We start from the raw sequence: 22,867 nt of genomic DNA, 5'->3' as shown, positions 1-22,867 counted from the left end.
ATCATGCGAAAACTCATCGTCCTCGCCAATGCACTGCTCAGCAAAGGCAGAAAATGGGTCCCATCCCTACCTTGACCAACACGGATACTCTAGCGACAATCATGCGGGTACGCGTTGCAATACGCCGCCATCAGCCAGGAAAATGCGAAGCGATGGTGGGCCGTCATAAGCCACTTGAAAGGAATCGAGCCGACGACGCTTCATTTCGAACATCGCTTGTCAAGCTCGACATGTTCGCAAAAGATGAGGCATTAACTCACGCGGAATGATAAGTTCACGCTAGGTGTCAAGCGCACTTTTGAGGTCGTGCAGCCCTACCATCAGCATCATCGGGTCTTTCGGAGAAGGAAGGAAGCCGACGGCCTCATAGAAAGCTCGCGCCGCATCTGAAATCGCATGCACCAGCACGCCACGGATACCAAGTATTTCGGCGGCATTGAGCAGGCGCAGCCCTACATCGCGGACGAGCGCGCGACCGATACCTTGGCCTTGATAGGACTGGTCAATAGCCAGTCGGCCGAGCACGGCAACTGGGATCGGATCCGGCATGTTGCGTCTAAATCGGCCGGGTGCTTCCGGCGGCTTCACCGCACCCGAGGCAAGCGCGTAGTAGGCAACAACGCGGTTTCCTTCGCAAACCACGAAGGTGCGCGACGCGCCACTTACCTGATTTACACGGGCTCGCCGACGCAACCAATCATCCAATTCAGAAACGCCGGAGTCGAATTCAGCCAACTCATGGTGGTCAGCCAAGGGAGCAGGCGCAGTTATGGTCACGCCTTGTCCCACGGCGCTTTGGTCGACATGGTGCGTTTCAAGCGCTCATTGATCTGCGTAGGCGCATCGAGGCGGGCAAGGTACTCGGCATAGACCTCGGGACTGACAGTGAAGATGGTACGATCGAGCAGCACTTCTTCAGCCCGTCGTTCAGACGCCTCCAACATGAAGTCCGTGCGCGTTTTGCCGAGCAACTCAGCCGCGCGGTCAATCAAATTGCGCGTCGCTGGCTTAATCCGCATATTTAGTGGAACGCTTGCGTCCATACTCTTACTCGTGTGTGACATCGACATGAGAAACTCCAACGTGGCCACTTCATATAACGTAACGACACCATCATTACAATTACCGTAATGATGGTGTCGTTACAAATATCACGCAACGCGTCACCGGTGGCTGTTAAGCTCTCGAACGGATCCGAACCCGCAGCTTAGGCAAGGTCGCTTCGTTCAGCAACAGGTTTCCGCTCCACGTAAACGATGGCGATGCATACAGGCAGGGACTCTTGACGCAGCTTTCGTGGATTGTATCGCGTAAATAGCCCGTGCAAGTTCCGGATTCTGGACCATGCCGGCCGCCTCCTCTGGATCGAACCAGCCGCGCATTCGCTGCGCCCGCTCAGGCCAGTTCGTCAGCGTGCCGCGTACGCGCAGGCCGAACAACGTCACGTGGCAATACTGTAGCAACCCGCCGGCCGCCTCCCTAACATAGCGATAGCGCGCCAGAGGGTGCGTGAGGATATCGCCGATCACGCCGGCCTCCACGAAAGCGTCCATCGCCGCCGAAAGATAGGGCGGCCTGTCTTTCCGGAGCGATCCCTTCGGCACGATCCAGCGCCCGCGCCCCCGCGACGTCACGAGCAGCACACGCATGCCGCCAAGCCGGTCCTTCCTCCAGGGTATCACGCCATATTGCTGCAACAGGCCCTCGGCGGGCACGCCGACACCCTGCTCCCTCACCGCGCCCATCATGGCCGTTCTCCCACAGGGCCGGCCCGGCGCGCCGATCGGTCATTCCTGCGCGGGAGCGGCAGGTCGGCGTGGCCGACACTCAGCCGCTTGCACCACGGGCAGCGACGGGCTGCGCGCGGCAGGGGGCGGTTGCAGGAAATGCAGAACCGCATGGAAAGGGAATGTCTCATGGATACGCTCCATCTGCGCGGCGTAACGGCACCGCTGGAATGAACCGCGATCTTCAAAATTCCCGGAGCAGGCTATGTGCGGCGATCAAGAACTGGGAAAACGCCGCTCCGGGACGAAGCACGTGCTTCGCCGGCAAGCCTCGAGACCCTGATGAACGTTTCCATGCACATGCCAGCAATGTGGTGTCACCCGCGGGGCAAAGCAAGATGCGCCGATTTTTTCTTTTTTTTCAGTTATTTGACTTTCTCTTCCCGGTGGCCGATAGAGGCCCCATGAACACGCATCGCGCCGGTCACAGGCCCAGGCCACGTCTGCTCACGGGCTCCTGACCCTGGCCGGTCCTCCCTCTCGGGTGGCCGTCCAGGGAACCCTTCCGCCCGCCTGTCCCAATATGTCCATGCAAGCCCGTTCCGGCGCCTCTTCCCAGGCGCGGAGCATCTGCCCGCAGGAGACCGGACCGGCACGCATCGGATGCTTGTCGGAGAGCGCATTGGACAATCACGCACCGTTTCTCGCCATGGACATATCCCTGGCTGCCATCGTGCCGCACAAGGAAGCGGCAATCGCCCTTGCGGCCGACCGGCTCGCGGAGAAAGCCGGCATGGCCTATGAGGACGTCAAAACCGCGCTCATGGGCCGGGGAGCATTGCGCTCCACCGCCCTCGGCCGGGGCGTTGCCATGCCGCACGCGATGGCACGGGCGTGCTCTCGTCCTGCCTGCGCGCTCATCGGCCTGGCAACGCCGGTCGAGTTCGGCGCGCCGGACAGCATCGACGTCGACGTGGTACTTGCGCTGATCTGGCCCCAAAGCAGGATCGCGGATTTCATACGGCTCTCCTCGCTGACCAGCCGGATTCTGCTCGATCCAGTCGTCGTGGATGCCGTCAGGAGCGCGATCGGCCCCGATCGCATTCGCAACCTTTTCCGTGCCCGCAGCCGCGCGTTCCGCTCCACCAATCCGTCTTGCGCCCATACGGCAGGCCATGTCGACGGGTTGCCGCGCCTTTGAGCGGCGGCACCCCGGAAAGACTTTCGGCTCCGATGCGTTCCCCTGTCGAGAGCACGGTGATGCGCTTCATCAACCAAAATCCGGCCATTTCCGGCCGTGCGGTTTCGGATGCGACGATGCTATCTTCGAGCAATCTGGCGAGGATCTTGCGCGGGCTTGAAGAGAAGGGACTTATCCGGCGAGAGAGCGACCTTAAGGACGCCAGGGCTGTCCGTCTTTATCTGACGGATTTAGCTCACGCCAATCTGAAATTTTTGCGGAATTCATGGAGCAGAATGCTGGATGGCCTCATCGAGGATGAGGGGGCTATTGATCTGGTCAACGGTGTCCTGCGACGAGTGGACGAGGGATTGCTTGCTCGCCGCAAGGGTCAGACTTCGACCGACGGGAGATCAGAGCCATCGGTGGAAGGCTGAACTGATTTCCGCGTAATCGATCTTGTCTGATATCAGGCTCGCGGAAGTTTAAAGGGTGATTACACATGACGCTCACGGACTTGAGGGCGTCTAGCATGCGCTCCTAACCGGAAACATGTGTTCGCCGTAGTGGTGAAGCCTGGTGTGATGCCGGCGGTACAACCAACGCACCTTCAAAGGCTCATCATATTGATCGTGATGGGCATCGACCGCTTCGATCCCACAGACCTTACATGTTTGCTTTTCCAGTGCGCCGGCCTGCACAGCGAGGTGATTTACCTGGATTCGAGCGACGCCAATTGGCCTGGCGCGTATCCGTCTTCAACATCCCTTCAATCCACCTTTATAATCCAGCGTCCGTCTCTCCGATCTCGTCGCTACCGATCTTCGCTACGCCGCCGTAGGTAAGGGTGAGACCTTGATGTCACGCTCGTGTGCCCTCACCTGCGCGAGGTCATAGGCCCCCTGCATCCGCATGATCGTTTCCGCTCGCAATCCGAAGGCTTTCTCGAAACGGATCGCCATTTCCGCCGACAGCGCGGTATGGCCGTTCAGAACATTGCTCAGGTTCTGTCGGGAAACGCCGAGATGCTCGGCGAGCGCCTTCACATTGACGCCACGCGGCTCCACGATCTGACGCTTGAGCCAAGGGCCTGGATGAACGTGGATCGAAGAATGAATCTTAATAGCCATTAGTGATAATCCTCCAAATCAAGATCAGCGATTGTGGCATCATCAGCCAGAGTGAATGTTAGCCGCCAGTTCTTCGTAACTGTCATGGCATAAACGCCCCCGCGATCTCCGGTAAGAGCGTGGAAACCGAAGTTCGGCGGAATGCCAAGCTCGTCGACGCTGGAGGCCGAGACAATAAATGCGATCATGTCGATAACACGATCGGCCTCGATGACACCCTTCACACGGCCCTTCTCGACGAGGCTTCGCAGGGCCTTATGCCTGATGCTCTCGATTTCCATGTGTCGTGTCATAGACGACAAGCAAGGCTCGTGTCAATTGATAATTGACACACAGCACAATCGCCATCCCTCAGGGCGAGCACATGGCTGATGAAGATGATCGAACCGCCGTCGGCCTTAAGCTGCTCGACCAGGGCGAAGAAATGCTGCTTTTCCTCCGGCGTTAGCGTCGCGGTCGGCTCGTCGAGGATGAAGATCCCGGCGTTGTGCTGGACCGCGCAGGCGATCTCGACCATCTGCTTCTTGGCGGCGCCGAGCAAGGAGACGAGCGCCGTCGGCTCGACATGGACGCTCAGAAGAGGCCCTGGCGATTGCTGACCGCATCTCGATCCTGCGCGACGGCGAGTTGGGCGTCACTGACGAGACAAGGAATTTCACCCACGGTCGGATCGTGCAGGCCAAGGTTGGCCGCCAGTTGAAGAACGAACTCTACGGCAAGGTAAACAGGCGCGTCGCCCGGCCTGCCGACAGGAAGGTGCTGGCGCTGGAGAGCCACCGGCATGTTCGGCTTGGTCGCCTGCCGCAAGGAAGGGATGAAGATTGCCGCCGGGTGCTGAAGCGCGGCCTCTTCCATGGCGGCCGGATCAAGCTCAATGGCGAGACCGTGCGCTTCGACGTGCCGCGTAGCGCCATCAACAACCGCATCGCCTATATCACCGGGGACCGCGAGCTCGACGACCTGTTCGACACGATGGGGATTGCCCAGAACATCTTCTACGGCAAGCTGGTGAAACGCGGCGAGGTTGTTTCTACCCTCCACCTAGGACAATGAAAGAAGCACCCTCTCGACTCAAACTCCACGACGGAGCATCCTCCTCCTTGTCGGACTAGGAAGGGTACTGCGTCATGGCTCGGCAGATCGCGCTTTGCGTTGTGATCGGGGTAATTGCCTACGCTTTCTTTTGGATGGCGTGGCAGTGGCTTTGAGAAGCCGGTCCTAAGCCCGGCCCTGGTTTCGGGCAGGCGGGACAGCAGCGCCTTCGGAGTTCGGCGAGGGGATGCGGTTGGCGGTCAGATCAGCAAGATAAGGCTTTTGTTGCTCGATAACGAACATCGACTGGCGGCGGCCCTCAGCCCTGTAGATTGGAGGCGGCCAATGTGGAGACGATGCTCCCGCCCTGCTCTTCAGAACTTTACCCGTACCTGCCAGTGCTCTCCCTTTCCGGCAGAAGGAATCGCAAGTCCTCGCCGGTCGGACTCTGGAACACACGCAGGCCGAATTCCGGGAGGATCGCTAGCAGATGATCGAAGATGTCTGACTGGATGCGCTCGTAGGCAGCCCAGACCGTCGTGTCGGTGAAGCAGTAGATTTCCAGCGGCAGCCCTTCGGGATGCGGCGGAAGCTGGCGCACCATGATCGTCATGCCCCGGTGGACGCCCGGATGATTGCGAAGGTAGTCCTCTACGTAGGCGCGGAACGTGCCGATATTGGTAACGCGGCGGGTGTTGGCGGGAATGCGGCCGCGCTCGCCGAGCCTGCCGTTCCATTCGGCGATCTCTTCCCGCTTGCTCTTGAGATAGCCCCCCAGGCGGTCGAGGCTCGAAAGCCTTTCGGTCTCCTCGCCGTCGAGGAAACGGACGCTGGTCTGATCGAGAAGGAGCGCGCGCTTGATGCGCCGGCCGCCCGATTCCTGCATGCCTCGCCAGTTCTTCACCGGCTCGGTCACGAGCTTGCGGATCGGGATGGTGGTCACGGTCTTGTCGAAATTCTGCACCTTGACGGTGTGAAGGGCGATCTCGACGATATCACCGTCGGCATTCTGGCCGGGCATCTCGATCCAGTCACCGACGCGCACCATATCGGTGGACGAAATCTGGATGCCCGCCACCAGCGACAGCAACGTATCCTGGAAGACCAGAATGAGGACGGCGGCCATCGCGCCAAGGCCGGACAGCAGGATCAGCGGCGAGCGGTCGATCAGCGTCGCAATCATGAGGAGCGCGGCGATGACGTAGACCGCGATCTTGACGACCTGAATATAGCCCTTGATGGGCTTAAGCCGCGCCTCGGGCCGGCGATGATAGATGGTGTCGACGATGTTAAGGGCCGCGCTGACGGCCATGGCGGCCGTCAGGATCATGAAGGCGCTGGAGACGTTGCGGACGACGACGACGACGAAAGCCGGCAGGCCAGGCACGAGTGCTATGCCCGTCGACACCACTAGGGCAGGCATGATGTTTGCCAGCCTCTCGACAAGGCCGTGCCGACGCAGGTCCGGGTCCCGGCCGTAAGCGGTCAAGGACAGCGCACGGTTGAGCACGCGCACCAGCAGCGCCTTAACGACAAAATTGGCGAACAGCGCCATGAAGGCGAGCAGCAAGAGTGCCACTGCAATCGTGAGAACCGGATGTATATCGGTAAAATTCCAGATCATCGTTTATCCTGAAAATCTCGCGGCTCACCGCGCGCGGGAGCGTTGTCCCTTACGGCGCGGCGAGCGGCTGCGCGCCGGTCTCGCGTTCGGGGCTTTTCTCGAAGGGGCCGGAGCCAAGCCCGGTCAGCAGCCAGGACGGGCTGACGGCGAGGATGCCGGCCATCATGACCAGCCGGTTGGCGCGCGGAACGTCGCGGTCGCGCTCCCACGCATTCCAGCTTGCCGAAAGAACGCCGAGTCGGCGGGCGGCATCGGCGGCGGAAAGCCCGCAGGCCTCGCGGGCGGTCGAGATGCGGCCGCCGAGTGTATCGTCGCAATGGGGTGTCGTATCGCTGCAAAGCATCGTTCAGTCTCCAATTCATCGGAATCGAGAAAAGCGCAAACGGCCCGGCCGGGAAGAACCGTTCACGGTGATTGTCGTGGGCCCCTGCCCTATGGCTGCCCGTTGTAGCGGGCCAGCGCCCGGATGACTTGTCGCGCCCTGACGCGCCCGATCTGGCTGCCTGCGTCATCGAGGACGCCCACCCATTCATGCCGGTCGAAACAGGGCAGCACGTCCTCGCAGCGCGCATCGGCCGGCATCGCCACCTCGCAAGGCTCGAATACACCCTTCTCCATGATGGTACGGATATGGATCGCCCGCGCCTTGTTCACATCGCGGACGAACTCCTCGATATGGGCATTGGCCGGGTTGAGCACGATCTCCTCCGGCTTGCCTACCTGTTGGACGGCGCCATCCTTGAGCACGGCAATCCGGTTGCCGATCTTCAGCGCTTCGTCGAAATCGTGGGTGATGAACAAGATGGTCTTGTTCAGCGAGGATTGCAGATCGAGAAGCTGCTCCTGCATGCCCGAGCGGATCAGCGGGTCGAGCGCGGAGAAGGCCTCGTCCATCAAGAGGATGTCGGTGTCCATCGCCAGCGCGCGGGCAAGACCGACACGCTGCTGCTGGCCGCCGGAAAGCTGGCGCGGCCGCGATTTCTCGTAGCCGGAAAGGCCGACGATCCCGATCCAGTGCGCGGCCTTCTCCAGCCGTTCGGCCCTGTTCACGCCACGCGTTTCCAGGCCGTAGGCGACGTTGTCGATGACGGAGCGATGCGGCAGCAGCCCGAACTTCTGGAACACCATGGCGATGCGGTTGCGCCGGAAATCGCCGAGCTGTGCCATCGTCATGTCGAGCACCTTCTCGCCATTGACGACGATCTCGCCCGCCGTTGGCTCGATCAGCCGGTTGACGTGGCGGATCAGCGTCGACTTGCCGGACCCCGAAAGCCCCATGACGACATAGATCTGCCCCCGCTCGATATCGAGCGAGACATTGTCGAGGCCAACCACATGCCCGGTCTTAGCCTGTACGTCGGCCTTGGACTTCCCCTGCCGCAGCAGCGCCAGCGCCGCCTGCGGATCGGGGCCGAAGATCTTGGTGACGCCCCGCATGACGATGGAAAGATCATCTGGACCGGCAGAGAGCGCGGAATTGGAAAGCTGGATATGGTCTGTCATCAGCGGACCTCCCCGACACCGATCCGCTCCTGCAGGCGGCGGCCATAGGCTTGAGTGATGCGATCGAAGACGATGGCAAGCGCGACGATGCCGAGGCCTGCGAACAGCCCGCGGCTGACCTCCAGCCGGCCGATGCCCTGGAGCACCTGGTAGCCAAGTCCGCCAGCGCCGATCATCGAGGCAATGACGACCATGGCGAGCGCCATCATCGTCGTCTGGTTGATGCCGGCAAGGATGGTGGGCAGCGCGAGCGGGATCTGCACCCCGAACAGACGTTGCGTCGATGAGGTGCCGAAGGCGCGGCTCGCCTCCATCACCGCCGGGTCCACGTTGCGCAGGCCGAGATCCGTCAGCCGTATCAGGGGCGGCGAGGCATATACGATGGTCGCAAGCAGCGCCGGTATCTTGCCCGGCCCGAAGATCATCACCGTCGGAATGAGGTAGACGAAGCTCGGCAGGGTCTGCATGAGGTCGAGCACGGGCGTCACCATGTGGCGCGCACGCTCGGAGCGGGACATCCCCACACCGACGGGAATGGAGACGACGATCGCCGTCAAGGTCGCTGCGATCATCAGCGCCGTGGTTATCATCGCGTCGCGCCACAGCTGCATCAGGCCGAGAAAGACCAGCCCCAGGAAGACGACCAGCGGCAGCCGCCAGTTGCGCGTCGCCAAGAAGGCGAGGCCGACGAAGAAGCCGATGAACAGCCACCACGGCGTTGCGATGAGCAACCGCTCGATCCAATTCAGCAGCACCAGTAGCGGATGGGCCGCGGCCTCGAGTTCCCCACCCCAGTTGCGCACAACCCAGCCTAACCCGTCGTCCACAGCGCGCCGAAGCGGCCGCGTGTCGATCAGTTCCGGAAACATCCGTCCCCCTTACGATATGCAATTGGAAAGCCTGCCGGAAGAAAATGCGACCGGGCGGACGGCCCGGTCGCATGCAGGCATGGAAATAGCCGCAGCGGCATCAATCCAGGAAGGCCCGCACCTTCCCGGCAACCGCGTCCGGAACCCACTTCGTCCACACGTCCTGCTCGGTCTTGAGGAAGTTGCGGGCCGTCTCGGCTGCGTCCGCCTTGTTCTCGTCGCCATAGACGAGAAGCGAACTGATCTGGGCATTGCTCAATCCGGCCTTGGCCAGGTAGGCGGCGACGGCCGGCGCTTCCTTCGGCAGCCAGGAGGCCGCGCCGATGATCGCCGGGGAAGACGGATAGGCGGTGACGCCGGGTGGATCGGTGCAATCGGTGTCCGTGTTGCAGGCGTAGACGTCCGGCTTCGCCGGCCCGAGATCGAGCTGAACCGCATCGTATTTACCGAGGATCGAGGTCGGCCCCCAGTAGTAGAACAGGATCGGCTCCTCACGGGTGAAGGCGCGCGCGATCGAGGCGTCGAGCGCACCGCCGGATCCCGGCGAAAACAGGTTCCACCCCTTGCCGGACATGCCGAAGGCTTCATAAAGCGCCGACGTCGACAGCTCGCACGCCCAGCCGGGAGGGCAGGAATACAGCCGCCCCTTGTCGCCGCTCTCCGGGTCCGGGAAAAGATCGGGCCGGGCGATCACCGCTTCGGCGCTCGTCAGTTCGGGATGTTTCTCCTGCACGTAGCGCGGGATGAACCAGCCCTCGACCGTACCGTCGGTGATGGCATCGCCGAGCTTGACGACAATGCCGTCCGCGATGCCTTTCTCCCAGGCCTCCTCGACCGTGCTGGTCCACAGTTCCGGCGCGATTGCGGGCGCGCCGCGCGAAATCATCGAGGCGGAGGTCGGAACGGTGTCGCCCGTCACGATCTCCACCGAGCAGCCGTAGCCGTGCTCCAGGATGATCGCATGGATATGCGCAAGCGCCGCCGCCGATGGCCAGGTCATTTCCGCGATGTCGATCTTCCTCTCGGTCCCGCAAGCGGCAGCGTCCTGCGCATTCGCCATACCGGGCAAGGTGGAAATCATGCCGACGGAAAGAAAGGAAACCCCCATAAGGGTGGCGATAGCACCCGATTTTTCAAGCATATTCAGCCCCATGCACAATTAAATACGCACAAAAGCTAACATTCACATAATATTATGTCAAATCAATGATATACATACAGACAGAACCTAAATTTATCCTCATTTTCCATTTATATCCAAGGAATATTATTTCAATAAATAGTTTTACGCAGTCGAATATAATTCAACAGCGTGAAATTTTTCCCGCAAAAATATCTTTAACATGAGAAAAAAATTCTTTCTACAAGATTGCATGCCGTTGCCGCCGTGCCGACGAATTCCTACAGCTCTAAAAATTCAGAACGAAGAGAACTTCCGAATAAATTTAGGAAACTAAAGATAAAAGTAACAAAATCTCTATAATTCACAGTAATAAAATAATTTATTCTTTAAATATAAAATAACGACTCATGCACAACGCAGCATTTATGCTTTATCCAGCAAGAATTCATCATAGGAAACATTCCCACTCATCCCGCTCATAGATGACTTTCGGCCCCCAGCCCCTCCATTGCCTGCCCTACCCGCACAGGCGGCAGATCTCACCGCGTGCATAGGTGCCAGCGACCTGTTGCCAAATGGGTCTTAACGTGAAGGATCCAGAAGCGCATCGCCTTGCTCAGGCTATCGGCCATGACGGTGATACCGAAACGGCGGGCCAATGTCGCGAAGGTTTTCGGCGATGCCAGAATCCGGGAAATAAGGACGTTTGTCGGCTCTGCGATATACGCACGCCTGAAGGGCTGTCTATCGGGGTCGCCCAGGAACTGGCTTGAGCATTTTGGTCACCCGCGCCGGCCATGGAGTTGGTCAAGCAGCAGGTTCCGAGCGGGCCAGGAAGGAAGCACCATAGAGTGGTACGTTCCGATCTTCGGAAACGAAATGCGCACCCTCGGCGAGCGCCTGCGCCATGAGGAGATGATCGAACGGATCGCGATGGTGAATCGCGAGTCCGGCCAGCGCAATCAAATGGGCATCGGTGATGTCCAGGCGCTGAAAGCCTTCGCCCGGGAGGATGCCAAGAATTTCAGAGATATCCGCATCGAGCTTGCCGATGCGCAGCTTCACGGTGATCTCCCGTAGGGAAACCGCGCTGACAAGAACGTCGTTTGCGGGGTCGCCGATAAGGCTGCGTGAACGCCCGCCCAGTTTCTCGTCGTCATTCAACCACCACAGAAGCGTGTGGGTATCGAGCAGAAGTCTCACGCCCCCTCTTCCATCACCTTCAGGACGTCCGCAGGCAGAGCGTCGAAATCATCGGCAAGCTTGATCTTGCCGCGCAAGGCACCCGGCTTGCGGATTGCGACGTCGGATGAGGGCGGGCCGATCTCGGCAACGATCTTGTGGTGGGACGTCAGGACAAAGCGCTGCCCGTCCTCGACCTGCCGCAGGAAGGATGTCGGGTTGCCGCGAAACTCCCGCACACCGACACGGCGTGGAGACGATGTGTTTTGTCGAGGTCCAGCCATTGCGTCGCTCCATTTCCGAGGAAATGCGTACACATTCCTTCGGAAATGCAAGGGCTGAGCATCGAGCCACATGAAGGAAAACGGCGCTCACGCGCCGTCTCCTTTCAGTTCCCAGACCCTGATGCCGAAGCGGCGGGCCTTGTCGCGAAGGTTTTCGGTGATGCCGGAGCCCGGGAAGATGATGACGCCTGCCGGCATCACGGAGAGCATCTCGTCGTTGCGGCGGAACGGGGCGGCCTTCGCGTGCTTCGACCAATTCGGCTTGAAGGCGACCTGCGTCACGCCGCGGGATTCGGCCCAGCACGCTGCAATGCGTTCAGCGCCCTTCGGCGAGCCGCCGTGTAGCAGCACCATGTCGGCGTGCCTGGCGAGCGCCTTGTCGAGCGCGGCCCAGATCCGCTCGTGATCGTTGTAGTCCAGGCCGCCTGCGAAGGCGATCTTGGTGCCGGCCGGGATCAGAACCTCGGTCTCGACGCGCCGGCGGGCGGAAAGGAAGTCTCTGCTATCGATCACCGCCGCGGTCATGTTGGCGTGATTGACCTTCGAGCCGGTGCGCGGCCGCCATGCCGAGCCGGTCTGCGTTTCGAAGAGGTCGCCGGCGAAATCGCGCATGAACTCGAAGGCGTTGCGACGCTCGAGGAGCGAGATGCCCTCCATGACATGGCGTTCGAGCTCGACGCTCTTCACCTCCGAGCCGTCCTGCTCGCGCTGTCCGTTTCGCTGGGCGTCCTCGTTGCGCTGCAGCTCGCGCTGGATGCGCTCGCCGGCGCGGTGGAAGAGATTGACGGTCGACCAGAGCATGTCTTCGAGATCGGGTTCCAGGCGCGTGTCGCCGAGCATCTCGAACATGGCGTCGAACATCGCGGTCAGCGCGGACTGGACGACCGACTCCGCCGGCAGGGGGCGCGGATCCGGCTCGTCCTGGAAGGGACGATAACCGAAGACCTGCATTTCGTAGATGATGCGGTCGGTCGGGGACGATGCGTGGCGGGGCTCGACAGCGGCGTCGATGGGAAGCAGGACGTTCATGATGGTCTCCGTCGGTTGGGGCCGCGCCTCTCGCGGCCTGACGGCGGTCCCTTCCATCCGGCGGGCGGGCCGGAACCGCGGCGCTTGCGCCGCGGCCCAGCGCAGCGCCGGGCCGCCGGGGACAGGTTTTTTGCTCCGCGAGGAGCGCCGGCGGAGCCGGCGCGGGGAAAAAACTTGGGGCCCCGGCGGTTGGAGGCCTGAACGCCTGATGGTAAGGGTCGCCTCTCGGCAGGCCCGCGGGCGCGGTCCTCCGTGCGGCGAGCGATATGCCCTGCCCTCTCCTTCGCCGCTCCCACCCCGCTGCATCTCCTCATCACGGCCTCATCACGACGGCAGAAAGACGGTTGCGTCTTCCCGGGCGAGCTGTGCTCTCAGACTGGCGATGAGCCGGCTCGGGTCCAGCCGCAGATCGTCATTGAAGTCGCCAAGTTCCGGGGCGAGCACCAGCGGCAGGATCCCGCAGGCGCGCGCCCGGCACTTCAATCGCTCGATGCCGTTCCGGCCGGCGGCATCCGCGTCCGCGGCGATGTTGAGACGCACGCAACCGGAAGGCAGCTCGAAGGTGGCGAGGTGCTTGGCAGTCAGCGCCGAGACCATTGGCATGGCGGCCATGACGTGCGCCGCTCGTCTTGAGCGCCGCACTCGGCTCGATCGGTATTGCGGCGTTTGTCGCGGTGGCGATGGCGACGAAGCGGAGCCTCGTCGCCGCGCCGAGCCCGTCAAATTGACCGCAACGATACACGCTTCTCAAGCTCGGCCGCCTGTTCCTTGCGCTCGCTGTAGCGGTCGGTGAGGTAGGGGGAAGCATCGCGCGTCAGGACGGTGAACTTCACCAGTTCCTCGCAGACGTCCACCACCCGGTCGTAATAGGACGAGGGCTTCATCCGGCCGTCGGCGTCGAATTCCTGATAGGCCTTGGCGACGGAGGACTGGTTGGGGATGGTGATCATCCGCATCCAGCGACCGAGGATCCGCATCTGGTTGACGGCATTGAAGGACTGGCTGCCGCCCGAGACCTCCATCACGGCGAGGGTCTTTCCTTGGGTCGGCCGAACCGATCCGACCGAGAGCGGTATCCAGTCGATCTGCGACTTCATGATGCCGGTCATCGCGCCGTGGCGTTCCGGGCTCACCCAGACCTGGCCTTCCGACCATTGGGAAAGCTCGCGCAGTTCCTGCACCTTCGGGTGACTCACTGGCGCCTCGTCAGGGAGCGGCAGACCCCTCGGGTCAAAGACACGAACTTCGCATCCGAGCCGCTCGAGCAGCCGGCGGGCCTCGAATGCGAGCAAGCGGCTATACGAGATCTCGCGCAGCGAGCCGTACAAGATCAGGATACGGGGCTTGTGCGTCGAGAACGAAGGGCGCAGGGCATCGACGTCGGTCGTGCGCAGGTGCTGATCCTGCAAAGCGGGGAACGTGTCAGGCAATGCGCTTTCCTTCCTGGTCGAGAACCTCTTCGCCGTCCTCCTTGAAGAACGGCCCCTTGAAGGTGTCGGGCAGGATGTCGAGCACGGCCTAGGACGGGCGGGCCAGCCTCGTGCCGAGCGGGGTCACGACGAAGGGGCGGTTGATGAGGATCGGTGTCGCGACCATCGCATCGAGCAACTGCTCGTCGGTCAGGTCCGGGTTGTCGAGACCGAGATCTACATAGGGCGTGCCCTTCTCGCGGATGGCTTCCCGGACCGTCAGGCCAGCATCTGCGATCATCGCTACTAGCTGCTCGCGCGTCGGCGGCTCCTGGAGATATTCGACAACGGTCGGTTCGATCCCGGCCGCGCGGATCAGCGCCAGCGTGTTGCGCGACGTTCCGCAGGCGGGGTTATGGTAGATGGTCGCGTCCATGGTCAGTGCCTTTCGGTGACGGTAGTTCGGGAAACGGCGGGAGCAGCCTCGTACCAATCCTTCGAGCGGTTCACGATCCAGACAACCGAGAGCATCACCGGAACCTCGATCAGCACACCAACGACGGTGGCAAGTGCCGCGCCGGACTGGAAGCCGAACAGGCTGATGGTGGCGGCGACCGCGAGTTCGAAGAAGTTGCTGGCGCCGATCAGAGCCGATGGGCCGGCAACGCAATGCCGCTCGCCGGTCATCCGGTTGAGCAGATAGGCGAGCCCGGAGTTGAAATAGACCTGGATCAGGATCGGGATGGCAAGCAAGCCGATGACGGCGGGCTGGGCGATGATCTGCTCGCCCTGGAAGGCGAAGAGCAGGATCAAGGTTGCAAGAAGCGACACCAGCGACACCGGCTGCAACGTCGCAAGCATTCCATCCAGCGCCCGCGTCGTTCCGTCGGCCGTAAGCCGATGGCGGATGACCTGCGCCATGATGACGGGCACGACGATATAGAGGGCAACCGACAGGACAAGCGTGTCCCACGGCACGGTGATGGCGGAGAGGCCGAGCAGCAGGCCGACGATCGGCGCGAAGGCGACGACCATGATCGCGTCGTTCAGCGCGACCTGTGACAGCGTGAACAACGGCTCGCCGCGCGTCAGGTTGCTCCAGACGAACACCATGGCCGTGCAGGGTGCAGCGGCCAGGATAATCAGGCCGGCGATATAGGAGTCGATCTGATCGGCCGGCAGATAGGGGCGCAGCAGCCAGCCGATGAACAGCCAGCCGAGCAGCGCCATGGAGAATGGCTTGACGGCCCAGTTGATGATCAGCGTGACGCCGATACCGCGCCAATAGGTGCCGACCTGCGCCAGAGACCGGAAATCGATCTTGAGCAGCATCGGAATGATCATCAGCCAGATCAGGATCGCGACGGGAATGTTCACCTTGGCGACCTCGGCCGCGCCGATGCTCTGGAAGAGACCGGGCATGAAATGGCCAAGGGCCACGCCGACAATGATGCAGAGGAAGACCCAGATGGTGAGATAGCGTTCGAACGTGGACATCAGGCGGACTTTCCTTCGAGGCTGGTCGTGCCCTCCATCGCACCGATCTGGCGAAGCCTGGTCTCGATCGCCATTCGTTCGATCGAGGCGAGCGGGAGATTGATGAAGGCCATGATCCTGTTCTTGAGGAAACGGGCGGCCTGGGCGAAGGCGCGCTGAATCTTGGCGTCCGATCCGACGACGGCGGCCGGATTCTCGACGCCCCAATGGGCCGTCGTCGGATGGCCGATCCAGACCGGGCAGGCTTCGCCGGCGGCGCTATCGCAGACGGTGAAGATGAAGTCCATCTGCGGGGCATCGGGTTCGGCGAACGTGTCCCAGCTCTTCGACAAGAAGCCCGTCGAGGGATAGCCGAGCGCCTCCAATTCCGTCAGGGCGTGCGGATTGACCTCCCCCTTCGGCTGGCCGCCGGCGGAATAGGCTTTGAACCGTCCGCCGCCTTCCTTGTCGAGGACGGATTCGGCGAGAATAGAACGAGCGGAATTGCCCGTGCCGAGGAACAGCACGTTGTCGGTCTTGTCGGTCATGGTCGTGGTCCGCGGTTAGGTCGGCGGCTTGATAAGCTTCATGATGGTCGCTGACGATGGGCAGATGGAGGAAAGCTGGCGCGTGGCCAGCACCGCTGCGGGTACGCTATCGCGCTGGACTTCGGAAAATCCGATGCGCGCAAAGAAGGGCGCCGCGCTCGTCGTCGCGAGGAAGACGGCGCCGCCAGGGGCGAGACTCGCCACCGTCCCCTCGACCATGGCTTTGCCGAGACCGGATCCGCGCCGATCCGGATGCACGACGACCGAGCGGAGGAGGTAGTCGCCATCGCAGCGCTCGAGACCGGAGAAGCCAACGATCTGGCCTTCGGCTGACAGCGCCTTGAAGAAGGTCCGGCCGCCATCCTCGATGTCGTCTATGGGCAGATGGGCGTCGGTCAAAGCCGCCTTGAGGCCGGCATCGCTGCCTGTGATCTGCTCCAGCCTGATGATGCTCATGACACCTTCGCCTCGGGGCTGCAGCAGGGTGCCAACTCGGCGATCAGCGGGGCGCAAAGTTCCGTCGATCCGCCGCAGCAGTCCTTCAGCAGGAACAGCGTCAGCTCACGCAGGCCGTTGAGGGCGGCGCGGTAAATGATCGATCGGCTCTGCCGTTCGCTCGTGACCAGTCCCGCCCGCGACAGCGTCGCGAGATGGGCCGACATCGTGTTCTGCGGCACGTCGATAAGGCGGGCCAGTTCGCCGGCCGGGATGCCATCAGGCTCGTGCCGAACGAGAAGCCGGAAGGTCTCCAGCCGCGTGGTCTGGGCCAGGGCACCGAGCGCCGCGATTGCCGTATTATTATCCATATATCCAGAATAAAGGATACATAGCCGCTGTCAAGACAGCGGGCCGGTCACTTTTTGCTGGCCGCTCCGATGCGCATAAACCGCCTCCTGTCCGTCGGGATGATTTGGTATTGGAGGTTGGCTCGTAGCTTGGCGAGGCCGAAGGCCTGCAGGTCTTCGTTGAAGTCGCCCATGCGCGGCGACAGAGCGAGCGCCTCGATACCTGCGGCTTCGGCGCGTTCGGACAATGCTGCAAAGGCCATGTCGCCCGCGGCGTCGGCGTCGCGGGCGATGTAGAGCCTGCGCAGCGCGGGCGGAAACAGAAGGGCGGCAAGGTGGTTGGCCGACAGCGCGGCCGCCATCGGCATGGCAGGCAATGCGCACCGCAACGACAGCATCGTCTCGATGCCTTCTCCGACAGCGAGAACATCCTCGACCACCCCAAAGCGGACGGCATGACCGAGAAGACCACCCATCGCCTTCCTCTGGATATCGAGCGGCGCCTTGCCTGAGCCGTCCGGGGCGAGCCAGGTCCGATGCACGCCGGTGATGGCGCCGGAAAGATCGGTGACGGCGGCGATCATCGCCGGCCAGGTCTCGGTCGGGGAATGCTCATCGGGCTTGTAGAAGCATCGGGGATGGAAACGCAGTGATCCGGTTCCAGCAAGCATGGTGATGGCGCGGTGGCCTAAATAGGCCTCGACCAGCGTTCCAGGGATCGGCTGCGACATGGCGAAGAGCCGCCGCGAGGCCTTCGGCGATCCGGCAGAGGCAGGCGAACGAGAGGATTTCAGGGTGCCGTGCGGCTCGTCGCGCGGCAGGCTCAGAAAGCGCCGCGCCTCATCGGCGACATCACGAAAGTCGATGAACCCGCAGCTCTCCCGGATGACATCGAGAAGGTCGCCATACTCGCTCGAGGCGGCGTCGGTCCAATGCCCCTGAGCGCCGGGGCCGGATTCCGGTCCACTCAGCCGGACGAACATCGATCGGCCGGGCGTGTTGCGAGCGTCGCCCACCGTCCAGTAGCGGCCCCGACGCCGGCCGTTGGACAGATAATGGCGGCAGACCGCCTCGGCGTCGCGAGCCAAACGGCGTGCCAGTTCGGAAGCATCGCGGGGCATCACGAAATCCCCCGCGTGCTGACATTCTGTTGCGTGGAAACCGTCGACCGTCTGCAGGGCAGCGCCTGATCGCCGAACCGTAACGTAACCCGCGCCGCACCATATTCGGTCCACCGGCCGGCGCGTGGACCGGACAGATGAACGTAGAGCGACTTGCCCTTGCTGTTGGCGGTGTCGCCGACGATCCAGTAATTGCCGGCCCTGCGGCCGGCGGAGAAATAGTGCCGGCAGACCGCCTCGGCATCGCGCGCAAGACGGTTCGCCAGTTCGGAGGCCGATAGCATGGCGATCCTCCTTCAATTCCGGCTGACGACATCGAGCAACCGATGACGCTGCATCAGGCGCGAAAGGACTGCAGCGCCTTCCTCGGTGACCGGAATGAAGAAGCGCAGCTTCCATGCGATCATCTCCGAAAACAGGCCGATCGCGCGCAGCCAGTCGCGCATCCCGTCCGTGAAGCCGGTCAATTCGACGCGGTTGTCGTTCATGACCCGGACGCGGCGCACCGTCATCTCACCGGCAAGGCTGATGATTGAGGAACCATCGACCACCGACCGCCAAGCCTGCTCCGGGTCGAGCACCTCGCTCCGGTCGATCCCGAAATTGTTGCACAGCCGGGAGAGGCCGGCCGGGGCGATCACGCGGCCGACGATGCGCTCGCCATCGTCGGTCTGCAGGCGGTAGACCCGGCAATAATCCTGCGGCAGCAGTTTCCAGATCGGCAGTAGCAGGCCCGAGACGACATGCAAGGTCGAGGTCGAGAATTCCGGCACCTTGGCGACCTCGGCATTCCAGGCGGCGGCGAACACCTGTTCGTCCGCCTCCTCCCAGTTCGTCTCTTCGAGATGACGGATCTCGAAGCGCAGTTCGTCCATCGGCCGGATCAGCGCGACGCGCGGCTGGAGCGAGCCGTCGTCGAGCATGATGGAGCGTGTCGGGGCCATAACCGCGGCGCGATCGGACTTTGCGTTGATCATCAACTTCGCGCGCGGATCCCGCGCCACCAGACGAAGGGCATCCTCAAGGAGCATCGGCCGGTTGTGGTCCAGGCGCTCGATGGTCAGAAGGTGCGACTGCGCGCCCGTGACCGGATGCGTGTAGACCAGCTTGCGATCCTTCAGCGTCATGCGATCGGCCGTCAGCGTCTCCAGGCCCTTGTCGTAGACGCCGGCGGCGATGGCACCCTCGATGCGGGCCGCCAGCAGTTCCTCGAAGGACTCGAAGAGGACGTTTTGCATGGCAATGGTCAGCGCCAGCATGCGATTGAGGAAGGTGTGGATCGGCGGCAATTCATCCCTCAACCCACCATCCTCGTCGCAGAGTGAGAGGCCCGTGATCGTCTCGAAGGTTTCCAGCGAGCAGCCGGTGACCGCACCGCTATGGACGCGCTTGTAGAATTGCCTGAGCGCATCGCGGGCGTATTGGGATTCGAGGTTGTCCTCGCTGCGGAACATGCCCTGCCCGCCGGTCTGGCGCTGGCCACGGGTGATCGCGCCGAGCGTGTCGAGCCGCCGGGCGATCGTCGACAGGAAGCGCCGCTCTGCCTTGACGTCGGTCGCGACCATGCGAAAGCGCGGCGGCTGGGCCTGGTTCGTGCGATGGCTGCGGCCGAGACCCTGGATCGCGACATCGGCGCGCCAGCCGGCTTCGAGCAGGTTGTGCAGGCGCTGGCGCTGGTTCTTCGCGCCAAGATCGGCATGGTAGGAGCGCCCGGTTCCACCGGCTTCCGAGAAGACCAGGATTGGCTTCTGGTCGTCCATGAATGCGCGCGTTTCGTCGAGATTGGCACTGCCAGCACGGCTCTCGACGGCGAAGCGGGCAAAGGCGCCGTCGCCATCCCGGCGAACGATGCGACGGGAGCGCCCGGTGATCTCGGCAACCTTTTGCGTCCCGAAGTGCTGGACGATCTGGTCGAGCGCGGTCGGGATCGCCGGCAGGCTACCGAGCTTTTCCAGCAATTCGTCACGGCGGGCGACGGCCTCGCGGCACAAGACCGGATTGCCGTCGCCGTCATAGGCAGGTCGGGAAAGCAGATTGCCCTCGTCGTCCGAATATTCCTCGAAGAGCGCTGTCGGGAACGAGTTCATCAGGTACTCCGCGACGATCTCGCGCGGGGTCACGTCCACCTGAATGTCGTTCCATTCCTCTGTCGGGATTTCGGCGAGCCGCCGTTCAGTTATCGATTGTCCCGTCGAGATGAGCTGGACAATGGCGGCATGACCGTCCGCCACGTCCTGGTTGATCGTGCTGATCAGCGTCGGCGTCTTCATGCTCGTCAAAAGATGATTGAAGAAACGCTGCTTCGTGCTCTCGAAGGCGGAGCGCGCCGCGGCTTTGGCGTTTTTGTTGAGCGTGCCGGTCGCCGAGGTGATGCTGCAGGCTTCCAACGCCTGATCGAGGCGATTGTGGATCACCTGATAGGCCTCGGCATAGGAATCGTAGATGCGGATCTGCTCCTCGGTCAGCGCATGTTCGAGGATCTCGTATTCGACGCCCTCGAACGACAACGAGCGAGAGGCATAAAGGCCCATCGCCTTGAGGTCGCGCGCCAGCACCTCCATGGTCGCGACGCCGCCATCCTCGACGGCGGCAATGAACTCGCTGCGCGTGGCGAAGGGGAAGTCGGCGCTGCCCCAAAGACCGAGCCGTTCCGCATAGGCGAGCGACTCGACCTCGGATGCACCGGTCGCCGAGACATAAACGACGCGTGCGTCGGGCAGCGCGCGCTGAAGGCGAAGGCCGGCGCGGCCCTGCTGGGAGGCAGCCTTGTCGCCACGGTCGGACTTGCCGCCGGCGGCATTGGCCATGGAATGGCCCTCGTCGAAGATGATGACGCCGTCGAATAGCCTCGCTTCATCGACCACGCCCTCCTTACCTTCGCCCTCGCTGAGCCAATCGACGATCTGCTGAACGCGGGAGGACTTCCCCTCGCGTTCGTCCGTGCGGAGCGTCGCGAAGGTCACGAACAAGATGCCCTCGTCCAGCTTGATCGGCTTGCCCTGCCGGAAGCGCGAGAGAGGCGTGACCAGCAGCTTCTCCTGACCGAGCGCGCTCCAGTCGCGTTGGGCATCCTCGATCAGCGTCTCGGACTTGGAGATCCAGACGTGCCGCCGGCGACCCTTTAGCCAGCTGTCGAGAATGATGCCCGCGGCCTGTCGGCCCTTCCCGGCTCCCGTGCCGTCACCCAGAAACCACCCACGACGGTATCGCACCGCGCCTTCGGTTTCCGGGCTGACGGCGGTGAGATTGTCGAAGGAGGCATCGACTTTCCAAGAACCGGCGAGATGGCCCGAATGGGCTTCGCCGGCATAGATCACGCTTTCGAGCTGGGCGTCCGACAGATCGCCGGCGGTGATCACGCTCTTGGGGAGGTGGGGCCGATAGCTCGGCTTGGGCGGGGCGACCGATGCCATGGCGACCGACTCGACCAGCTTGTCGGGATGCGGCTGGGCGTCCGGAATGCGGATCGCTCGCAGCTCGTAGGGCTCGTAGATGCCGTCGGCGGCATCCAGACGCGTCGACGGCGGCGCATCGCGCAGTTCGTAGGCGAGTTCGACGATCTCCTCATGGGCAGGCGCGGGGGCCAATGACGCCCGGGTCGGTGCGCGGGGAGAGACCACGGGGCTCGGCCGCAATCCCGCGACAGCGGCGGGGCGCAGTGTTTCGGCGGCCTTGCGCGCAGCCATTTTCGCGGCGCAGGCCCGCAGAATGCCGTTGGACAGCGCGCCTATGGAGTTCGATGCCGCCGACGGAGAGCGCGGCGGCAGGCCCGAGATCCAGGAGAGCAATGTGGTAAGATCGGGTGCGACACCGCGACTTTCAACCAGCTTCGTCGGATCGGCCGCCGCAATCTTGTCGATGACCGTCAGCCGCGTTTCCATCGTCGTGCCGTGGCGGGCGAAGACACTGCCGGCGATCGCTGCGCTGAACGCGACCGTGCCGCGCTCCTGCAAGTGAAGGAAGGCGTCACGCCACTTCGGGTTGTCGGGAGAAAGGCTGGAGCCGGTGATGGCGACAAGGCGGCCGCCCGAAGCGAGACGGGCGAAAGCCGAGGTGAGATGCCGCCATGCTGCATCGGCCATGCGGCCCTCAACATGTGCCCCGGCGGAGAACGGCGGGTTCATCAACACGACGGTGGGGCGAGCGGCGCGATCGAGATAGTCATCGATATGGGCCGCGTCGTGGTGCGTGACCGGTGCTCCGGGAAACAGATGTTCGAGGAGGGCGTGTCGAACCGGCGCATATTCGTTGAGCACGAGGCGCGCGTGGGCGAGCTCGCCGAAGATCGCCATGAGGCCGGTCCCGGCGGACGGCTCGAGCAGGACGTCGTCCGCCTTGATGGAGGCGGCCCGCGCCGCAACATAGGCAAGTTCGACGGGCGTCGAAAACTGCTGGAGTCTCTGGCTTTCCTCGGATCGGCGCGTGTGTGTCGGAATGAGCGCGTTGAGCCTGGTCAGGATGGAGAGAGCCGCCTCGGGCGTATTCGTCCGGGCGGATATGGCCGAGCCGAATTTGCGAAGGAAGAGCACCTGGGCGACTTCGGTCGCCTCGTATGCGTCCTTCCACGACCAGAATCCCTCGGCGTCCGAGCCGCCGGATTCAGTGGTGAGGACGGCGCGCAGGTGGGCCGATGTGATGGACTGGCCGGCTTCGAGAAGTGGCACGAGCGCACTCCCGGCTGCAAAGATGGTGCTGGCGCGGCTGCGTTGTTCGGGCAAGCGGGGCTTGCTGGCAAACGGGTTCGTGGCAAAGGAGGACCGAGCGTTCATGGGAAACCTCATCGAGAGCGGAAAGGAGCCGGCCGCCGGGCGCTCTCCAACCCCGCCAGGCCACACCTTCCCGGCC

The 22,867-nt window shown here is 62.7% G+C and carries 25 protein-coding genes and 4 pseudogenes; 4 read left to right on the top strand and 25 right to left on the bottom strand.

Annotated features, from left to right (window positions below; genetic code table 11):
- Nucleotides 1–269, top strand: a 269-nt coding sequence (locus HNQ66_RS23435; protein WP_210308864.1) for a hypothetical protein, incomplete at its 5' end; no start/stop codon positions are given.
- 10 nt (nucleotides 270–279) lie between these two features.
- Here HNQ66_RS23435 and HNQ66_RS22450 read toward each other — a convergent pair.
- The 3 genes from HNQ66_RS22450 to HNQ66_RS22440 form a co-directional block, all read right to left on the bottom strand.
- Nucleotides 280–777 carry a GNAT family N-acetyltransferase gene (locus tag HNQ66_RS22450; protein WP_184146965.1) on the bottom strand — a complete coding sequence of 166 codons (498 nt, stop codon included), beginning with the start codon at nucleotides 775–777 and terminating at the stop codon, nucleotides 280–282.
- On the bottom strand, nucleotides 774–1,070 hold the full coding sequence (locus HNQ66_RS22445) for a type II toxin-antitoxin system TacA family antitoxin (protein ID WP_184146963.1): 297 nt from the start codon (nucleotides 1,068–1,070) through the stop codon (nucleotides 774–776). The genes HNQ66_RS22450 and HNQ66_RS22445 overlap by 4 nt, the downstream gene beginning before the upstream one ends.
- A gap of 156 nt (nucleotides 1,071–1,226) precedes the next feature.
- Nucleotides 1,227–1,748 carry an NUDIX hydrolase gene (locus HNQ66_RS22440; protein WP_184146961.1) on the bottom strand — a complete coding sequence of 174 codons (522 nt, stop codon included), beginning with the start codon at nucleotides 1,746–1,748 and terminating at the stop codon, nucleotides 1,227–1,229.
- 661 nt (nucleotides 1,749–2,409) lie between these two features.
- On the opposite strand from HNQ66_RS22440, the gene HNQ66_RS22435 reads away from it, so the two are divergent.
- Both HNQ66_RS22435 and HNQ66_RS22430 read left to right on the top strand, forming a co-directional pair.
- Nucleotides 2,410–2,928: a PTS sugar transporter subunit IIA gene (locus HNQ66_RS22435; protein WP_184146959.1), complete on the top strand. Its 519-nt coding sequence runs from the start codon at nucleotides 2,410–2,412 to the stop codon at nucleotides 2,926–2,928.
- A gap of 32 nt (nucleotides 2,929–2,960) precedes the next feature.
- Nucleotides 2,961–3,344 (top strand): MarR family winged helix-turn-helix transcriptional regulator, encoded by a 384-nt coding sequence (locus HNQ66_RS22430; RefSeq protein ID WP_281396997.1) that lies wholly within the window; start codon nucleotides 2,961–2,963, stop codon nucleotides 3,342–3,344.
- A gap of 90 nt (nucleotides 3,345–3,434) precedes the next feature.
- On the opposite strand, the pseudogene HNQ66_RS22425 reads toward HNQ66_RS22430, so the two are convergent.
- The 4 genes and pseudogenes from HNQ66_RS22425 to HNQ66_RS22410 form a co-directional block, all read right to left on the bottom strand.
- Nucleotides 3,435–3,672 (bottom strand): annotated as a pseudogene (locus HNQ66_RS22425) (hypothetical protein).
- Nucleotides 3,673–3,734: 62 nt separating this feature from the next.
- On the bottom strand, nucleotides 3,735–4,037 hold the full coding sequence (locus tag HNQ66_RS22420; RefSeq protein ID WP_184146954.1) for a HigA family addiction module antitoxin: 303 nt from the start codon (nucleotides 4,035–4,037) through the stop codon (nucleotides 3,735–3,737).
- The gene (locus HNQ66_RS22415; RefSeq protein WP_184146953.1) at nucleotides 4,037–4,318 is read right to left on the bottom strand and encodes a type II toxin-antitoxin system RelE/ParE family toxin; all 282 of its coding nucleotides are present in this window, start codon (nucleotides 4,316–4,318) and stop codon (nucleotides 4,037–4,039) included. Before HNQ66_RS22415 ends, HNQ66_RS22420 begins: the two co-directional genes overlap by 1 nt.
- Before the next feature lie 77 nt (nucleotides 4,319–4,395).
- Nucleotides 4,396–4,614: pseudogene (locus HNQ66_RS22410) on the bottom strand (sugar ABC transporter ATP-binding protein); the annotation flags it as partial.
- Between the two features lie 50 nt (nucleotides 4,615–4,664).
- On the opposite strand from HNQ66_RS22410, the gene HNQ66_RS22405 reads away from it, so the two are divergent.
- On the top strand, nucleotides 4,665–5,090 hold the full coding sequence (locus tag HNQ66_RS22405; protein ID WP_184146950.1) for a sugar ABC transporter ATP-binding protein: 426 nt from the start codon (nucleotides 4,665–4,667) through the stop codon (nucleotides 5,088–5,090).
- A gap of 361 nt (nucleotides 5,091–5,451) precedes the next feature.
- Here HNQ66_RS22405 and HNQ66_RS22400 read toward each other — a convergent pair whose 3' ends face one another.
- The 18 genes and pseudogenes from HNQ66_RS22400 to HNQ66_RS22315 all read right to left on the bottom strand — a co-directional run bounded on the left by HNQ66_RS22400 (nucleotide 5,452) and on the right by HNQ66_RS22315 (nucleotide 22,791).
- Nucleotides 5,452–6,693, bottom strand: a complete 1,242-nt coding sequence (locus HNQ66_RS22400; RefSeq protein WP_184146948.1) for a mechanosensitive ion channel family protein — start codon at nucleotides 6,691–6,693, stop codon at nucleotides 5,452–5,454.
- A 49-nt stretch (nucleotides 6,694–6,742) separates the two neighbouring features.
- Nucleotides 6,743–7,036, bottom strand: coding sequence for a helix-turn-helix domain-containing protein (locus HNQ66_RS22395; protein WP_184146946.1), 294 nt, complete (start codon nucleotides 7,034–7,036; stop codon nucleotides 6,743–6,745).
- Between the two features lie 89 nt (nucleotides 7,037–7,125).
- Complete coding sequence (locus HNQ66_RS22390; RefSeq protein WP_184146944.1) at nucleotides 7,126–8,196, bottom strand: quaternary amine ABC transporter ATP-binding protein; 1,071 nt, start codon at nucleotides 8,194–8,196, stop codon at nucleotides 7,126–7,128.
- The gene (locus HNQ66_RS22385) at nucleotides 8,196–9,065 is read right to left on the bottom strand and encodes an ABC transporter permease (protein WP_184146942.1); all 870 of its coding nucleotides are present in this window, start codon (nucleotides 9,063–9,065) and stop codon (nucleotides 8,196–8,198) included. Before HNQ66_RS22385 ends, HNQ66_RS22390 begins: the two co-directional genes overlap by 1 nt.
- 100 nt (nucleotides 9,066–9,165) lie before the next feature.
- A complete protein-coding gene (locus HNQ66_RS22380; protein ID WP_281396998.1) occupies nucleotides 9,166–10,125 on the bottom strand; it encodes a glycine betaine ABC transporter substrate-binding protein in 960 nt (319 codons plus the stop codon).
- An 870-nt stretch (nucleotides 10,126–10,995) separates the two neighbouring features.
- Nucleotides 10,996–11,391 carry a PIN domain-containing protein gene (locus HNQ66_RS22375; protein WP_184146940.1) on the bottom strand — a complete coding sequence of 132 codons (396 nt, stop codon included), beginning with the start codon at nucleotides 11,389–11,391 and terminating at the stop codon, nucleotides 10,996–10,998.
- Nucleotides 11,388–11,654: a type II toxin-antitoxin system Phd/YefM family antitoxin gene (locus tag HNQ66_RS22370; RefSeq protein WP_184146938.1), complete on the bottom strand. Its 267-nt coding sequence runs from the start codon at nucleotides 11,652–11,654 to the stop codon at nucleotides 11,388–11,390. Before HNQ66_RS22370 ends, HNQ66_RS22375 begins: the two co-directional genes overlap by 4 nt.
- An 87-nt stretch (nucleotides 11,655–11,741) precedes the next feature.
- On the bottom strand, nucleotides 11,742–12,683 hold the full coding sequence (locus tag HNQ66_RS22365) for a DUF2493 domain-containing protein (protein WP_184146936.1): 942 nt from the start codon (nucleotides 12,681–12,683) through the stop codon (nucleotides 11,742–11,744).
- Nucleotides 12,684–13,007: 324 nt separating this feature from the next.
- Nucleotides 13,008–13,304 (bottom strand): annotated as a pseudogene (locus tag HNQ66_RS22360) (toprim domain-containing protein); the annotation flags it as partial.
- Nucleotides 13,305–13,402: 98 nt separating this feature from the next.
- Nucleotides 13,403–14,113 carry an arsenical resistance protein ArsH gene (gene arsH, locus HNQ66_RS22355; RefSeq protein ID WP_281396996.1) on the bottom strand — a complete coding sequence of 237 codons (711 nt, stop codon included), beginning with the start codon at nucleotides 14,111–14,113 and terminating at the stop codon, nucleotides 13,403–13,405.
- Nucleotides 14,106–14,528, bottom strand: a pseudogene (gene arsC / locus HNQ66_RS22350) (arsenate reductase (glutaredoxin)). The gene arsH and the pseudogene arsC overlap by 8 nt, the downstream one beginning before the upstream one ends.
- A gap of 2 nt (nucleotides 14,529–14,530) precedes the next feature.
- On the bottom strand, nucleotides 14,531–15,589 hold the full coding sequence (gene arsB, locus HNQ66_RS22345) for an ACR3 family arsenite efflux transporter (RefSeq protein WP_184146934.1): 1,059 nt from the start codon (nucleotides 15,587–15,589) through the stop codon (nucleotides 14,531–14,533).
- On the bottom strand, nucleotides 15,589–16,116 hold the full coding sequence (locus HNQ66_RS22340) for an arsenate reductase ArsC (protein ID WP_184146932.1): 528 nt from the start codon (nucleotides 16,114–16,116) through the stop codon (nucleotides 15,589–15,591). The genes arsB and HNQ66_RS22340 overlap by 1 nt, the downstream gene beginning before the upstream one ends.
- Nucleotides 16,117–16,131: 15 nt before the next feature.
- A complete protein-coding gene (gene arsN2, locus HNQ66_RS22335; protein WP_184146930.1) occupies nucleotides 16,132–16,572 on the bottom strand; it encodes an arsenic resistance N-acetyltransferase ArsN2 in 441 nt (146 codons plus the stop codon).
- Nucleotides 16,569–16,922: an ArsR/SmtB family transcription factor gene (locus tag HNQ66_RS22330; protein WP_184146928.1), complete on the bottom strand. Its 354-nt coding sequence runs from the start codon at nucleotides 16,920–16,922 to the stop codon at nucleotides 16,569–16,571. The genes arsN2 and HNQ66_RS22330 overlap by 4 nt, the downstream gene beginning before the upstream one ends.
- A 47-nt stretch (nucleotides 16,923–16,969) precedes the next feature.
- Complete coding sequence (locus HNQ66_RS22325) at nucleotides 16,970–18,022, bottom strand: DUF7146 domain-containing protein (RefSeq protein ID WP_184146926.1); 1,053 nt, start codon at nucleotides 18,020–18,022, stop codon at nucleotides 16,970–16,972.
- On the bottom strand, nucleotides 18,022–18,306 hold the full coding sequence (locus HNQ66_RS23835) for a hypothetical protein (RefSeq protein ID WP_184146924.1): 285 nt from the start codon (nucleotides 18,304–18,306) through the stop codon (nucleotides 18,022–18,024). Before HNQ66_RS23835 ends, HNQ66_RS22325 begins: the two co-directional genes overlap by 1 nt.
- Nucleotides 18,307–18,318: 12 nt before the next feature.
- Complete coding sequence (locus HNQ66_RS22315) at nucleotides 18,319–22,791, bottom strand: strawberry notch family protein (protein WP_184146922.1); 4,473 nt, start codon at nucleotides 22,789–22,791, stop codon at nucleotides 18,319–18,321.
- Nucleotides 22,792–22,867 lie beyond the last annotated feature (76 nt).

The organism is Shinella fusca (genome assembly GCF_014203155.1).
Lineage (GTDB): Bacteria > Pseudomonadota > Alphaproteobacteria > Rhizobiales > Rhizobiaceae > Shinella > Shinella fusca.
This window is presented reverse-complemented; position numbering and strand designations above follow the sequence as displayed.

Bases quoted from the DNA above. Each gene is read 5' to 3' on its own strand.
- HNQ66_RS22340 (WP_184146932.1), bottom strand. From the start codon at position 16,116: ATGACCGACAAGACCGACAACGTGCTGTTCCTCGGCACGGGCAATTCC.
- arsB (WP_184146934.1), bottom strand. From the start codon at position 15,589: ATGTCCACGTTCGAACGCTATCTCACCATCTGGGTCTTCCTCTGCATC.
- HNQ66_RS22315 (WP_184146922.1), bottom strand. From the start codon at position 22,791: ATGAACGCTCGGTCCTCCTTTGCCACGAACCCGTTTGCCAGCAAGCCC.
- HNQ66_RS23835 (WP_184146924.1), bottom strand. From the start codon at position 18,306: ATGCTATCGGCCTCCGAACTGGCGAACCGTCTTGCGCGCGATGCCGAG.
- HNQ66_RS22365 (WP_184146936.1), bottom strand. From the start codon at position 12,683: ATGAACGTCCTGCTTCCCATCGACGCCGCTGTCGAGCCCCGCCACGCA.
- HNQ66_RS22330 (WP_184146928.1), bottom strand. From the start codon at position 16,922: ATGGATAATAATACGGCAATCGCGGCGCTCGGTGCCCTGGCCCAGACC.
- HNQ66_RS22430 (WP_281396997.1), top strand. From the start codon at position 2,961: ATGCGTTCCCCTGTCGAGAGCACGGTGATGCGCTTCATCAACCAAAAT.
- HNQ66_RS22385 (WP_184146942.1), bottom strand. From the start codon at position 9,065: ATGTTTCCGGAACTGATCGACACGCGGCCGCTTCGGCGCGCTGTGGAC.
- HNQ66_RS22390 (WP_184146944.1), bottom strand. From the start codon at position 8,196: ATGACAGACCATATCCAGCTTTCCAATTCCGCGCTCTCTGCCGGTCCA.
- HNQ66_RS22415 (WP_184146953.1), bottom strand. From the start codon at position 4,318: ATGGAAATCGAGAGCATCAGGCATAAGGCCCTGCGAAGCCTCGTCGAG.
- arsN2 (WP_184146930.1), bottom strand. From the start codon at position 16,572: ATGAGCATCATCAGGCTGGAGCAGATCACAGGCAGCGATGCCGGCCTC.
- HNQ66_RS22440 (WP_184146961.1), bottom strand. From the start codon at position 1,748: ATGATGGGCGCGGTGAGGGAGCAGGGTGTCGGCGTGCCCGCCGAGGGC.
- HNQ66_RS22370 (WP_184146938.1), bottom strand. From the start codon at position 11,654: ATGGCTGGACCTCGACAAAACACATCGTCTCCACGCCGTGTCGGTGTG.
- HNQ66_RS22325 (WP_184146926.1), bottom strand. From the start codon at position 18,022: ATGCCCCGCGATGCTTCCGAACTGGCACGCCGTTTGGCTCGCGACGCC.
- HNQ66_RS22380 (WP_281396998.1), bottom strand. From the start codon at position 10,125: ATGGCGAATGCGCAGGACGCTGCCGCTTGCGGGACCGAGAGGAAGATC.
- HNQ66_RS22420 (WP_184146954.1), bottom strand. From the start codon at position 4,037: ATGGCTATTAAGATTCATTCTTCGATCCACGTTCATCCAGGCCCTTGG.
- HNQ66_RS22400 (WP_184146948.1), bottom strand. From the start codon at position 6,693: ATGATCTGGAATTTTACCGATATACATCCGGTTCTCACGATTGCAGTG.
- HNQ66_RS22445 (WP_184146963.1), bottom strand. From the start codon at position 1,070: ATGTCGATGTCACACACGAGTAAGAGTATGGACGCAAGCGTTCCACTA.
- HNQ66_RS22395 (WP_184146946.1), bottom strand. From the start codon at position 7,036: ATGCTTTGCAGCGATACGACACCCCATTGCGACGATACACTCGGCGGC.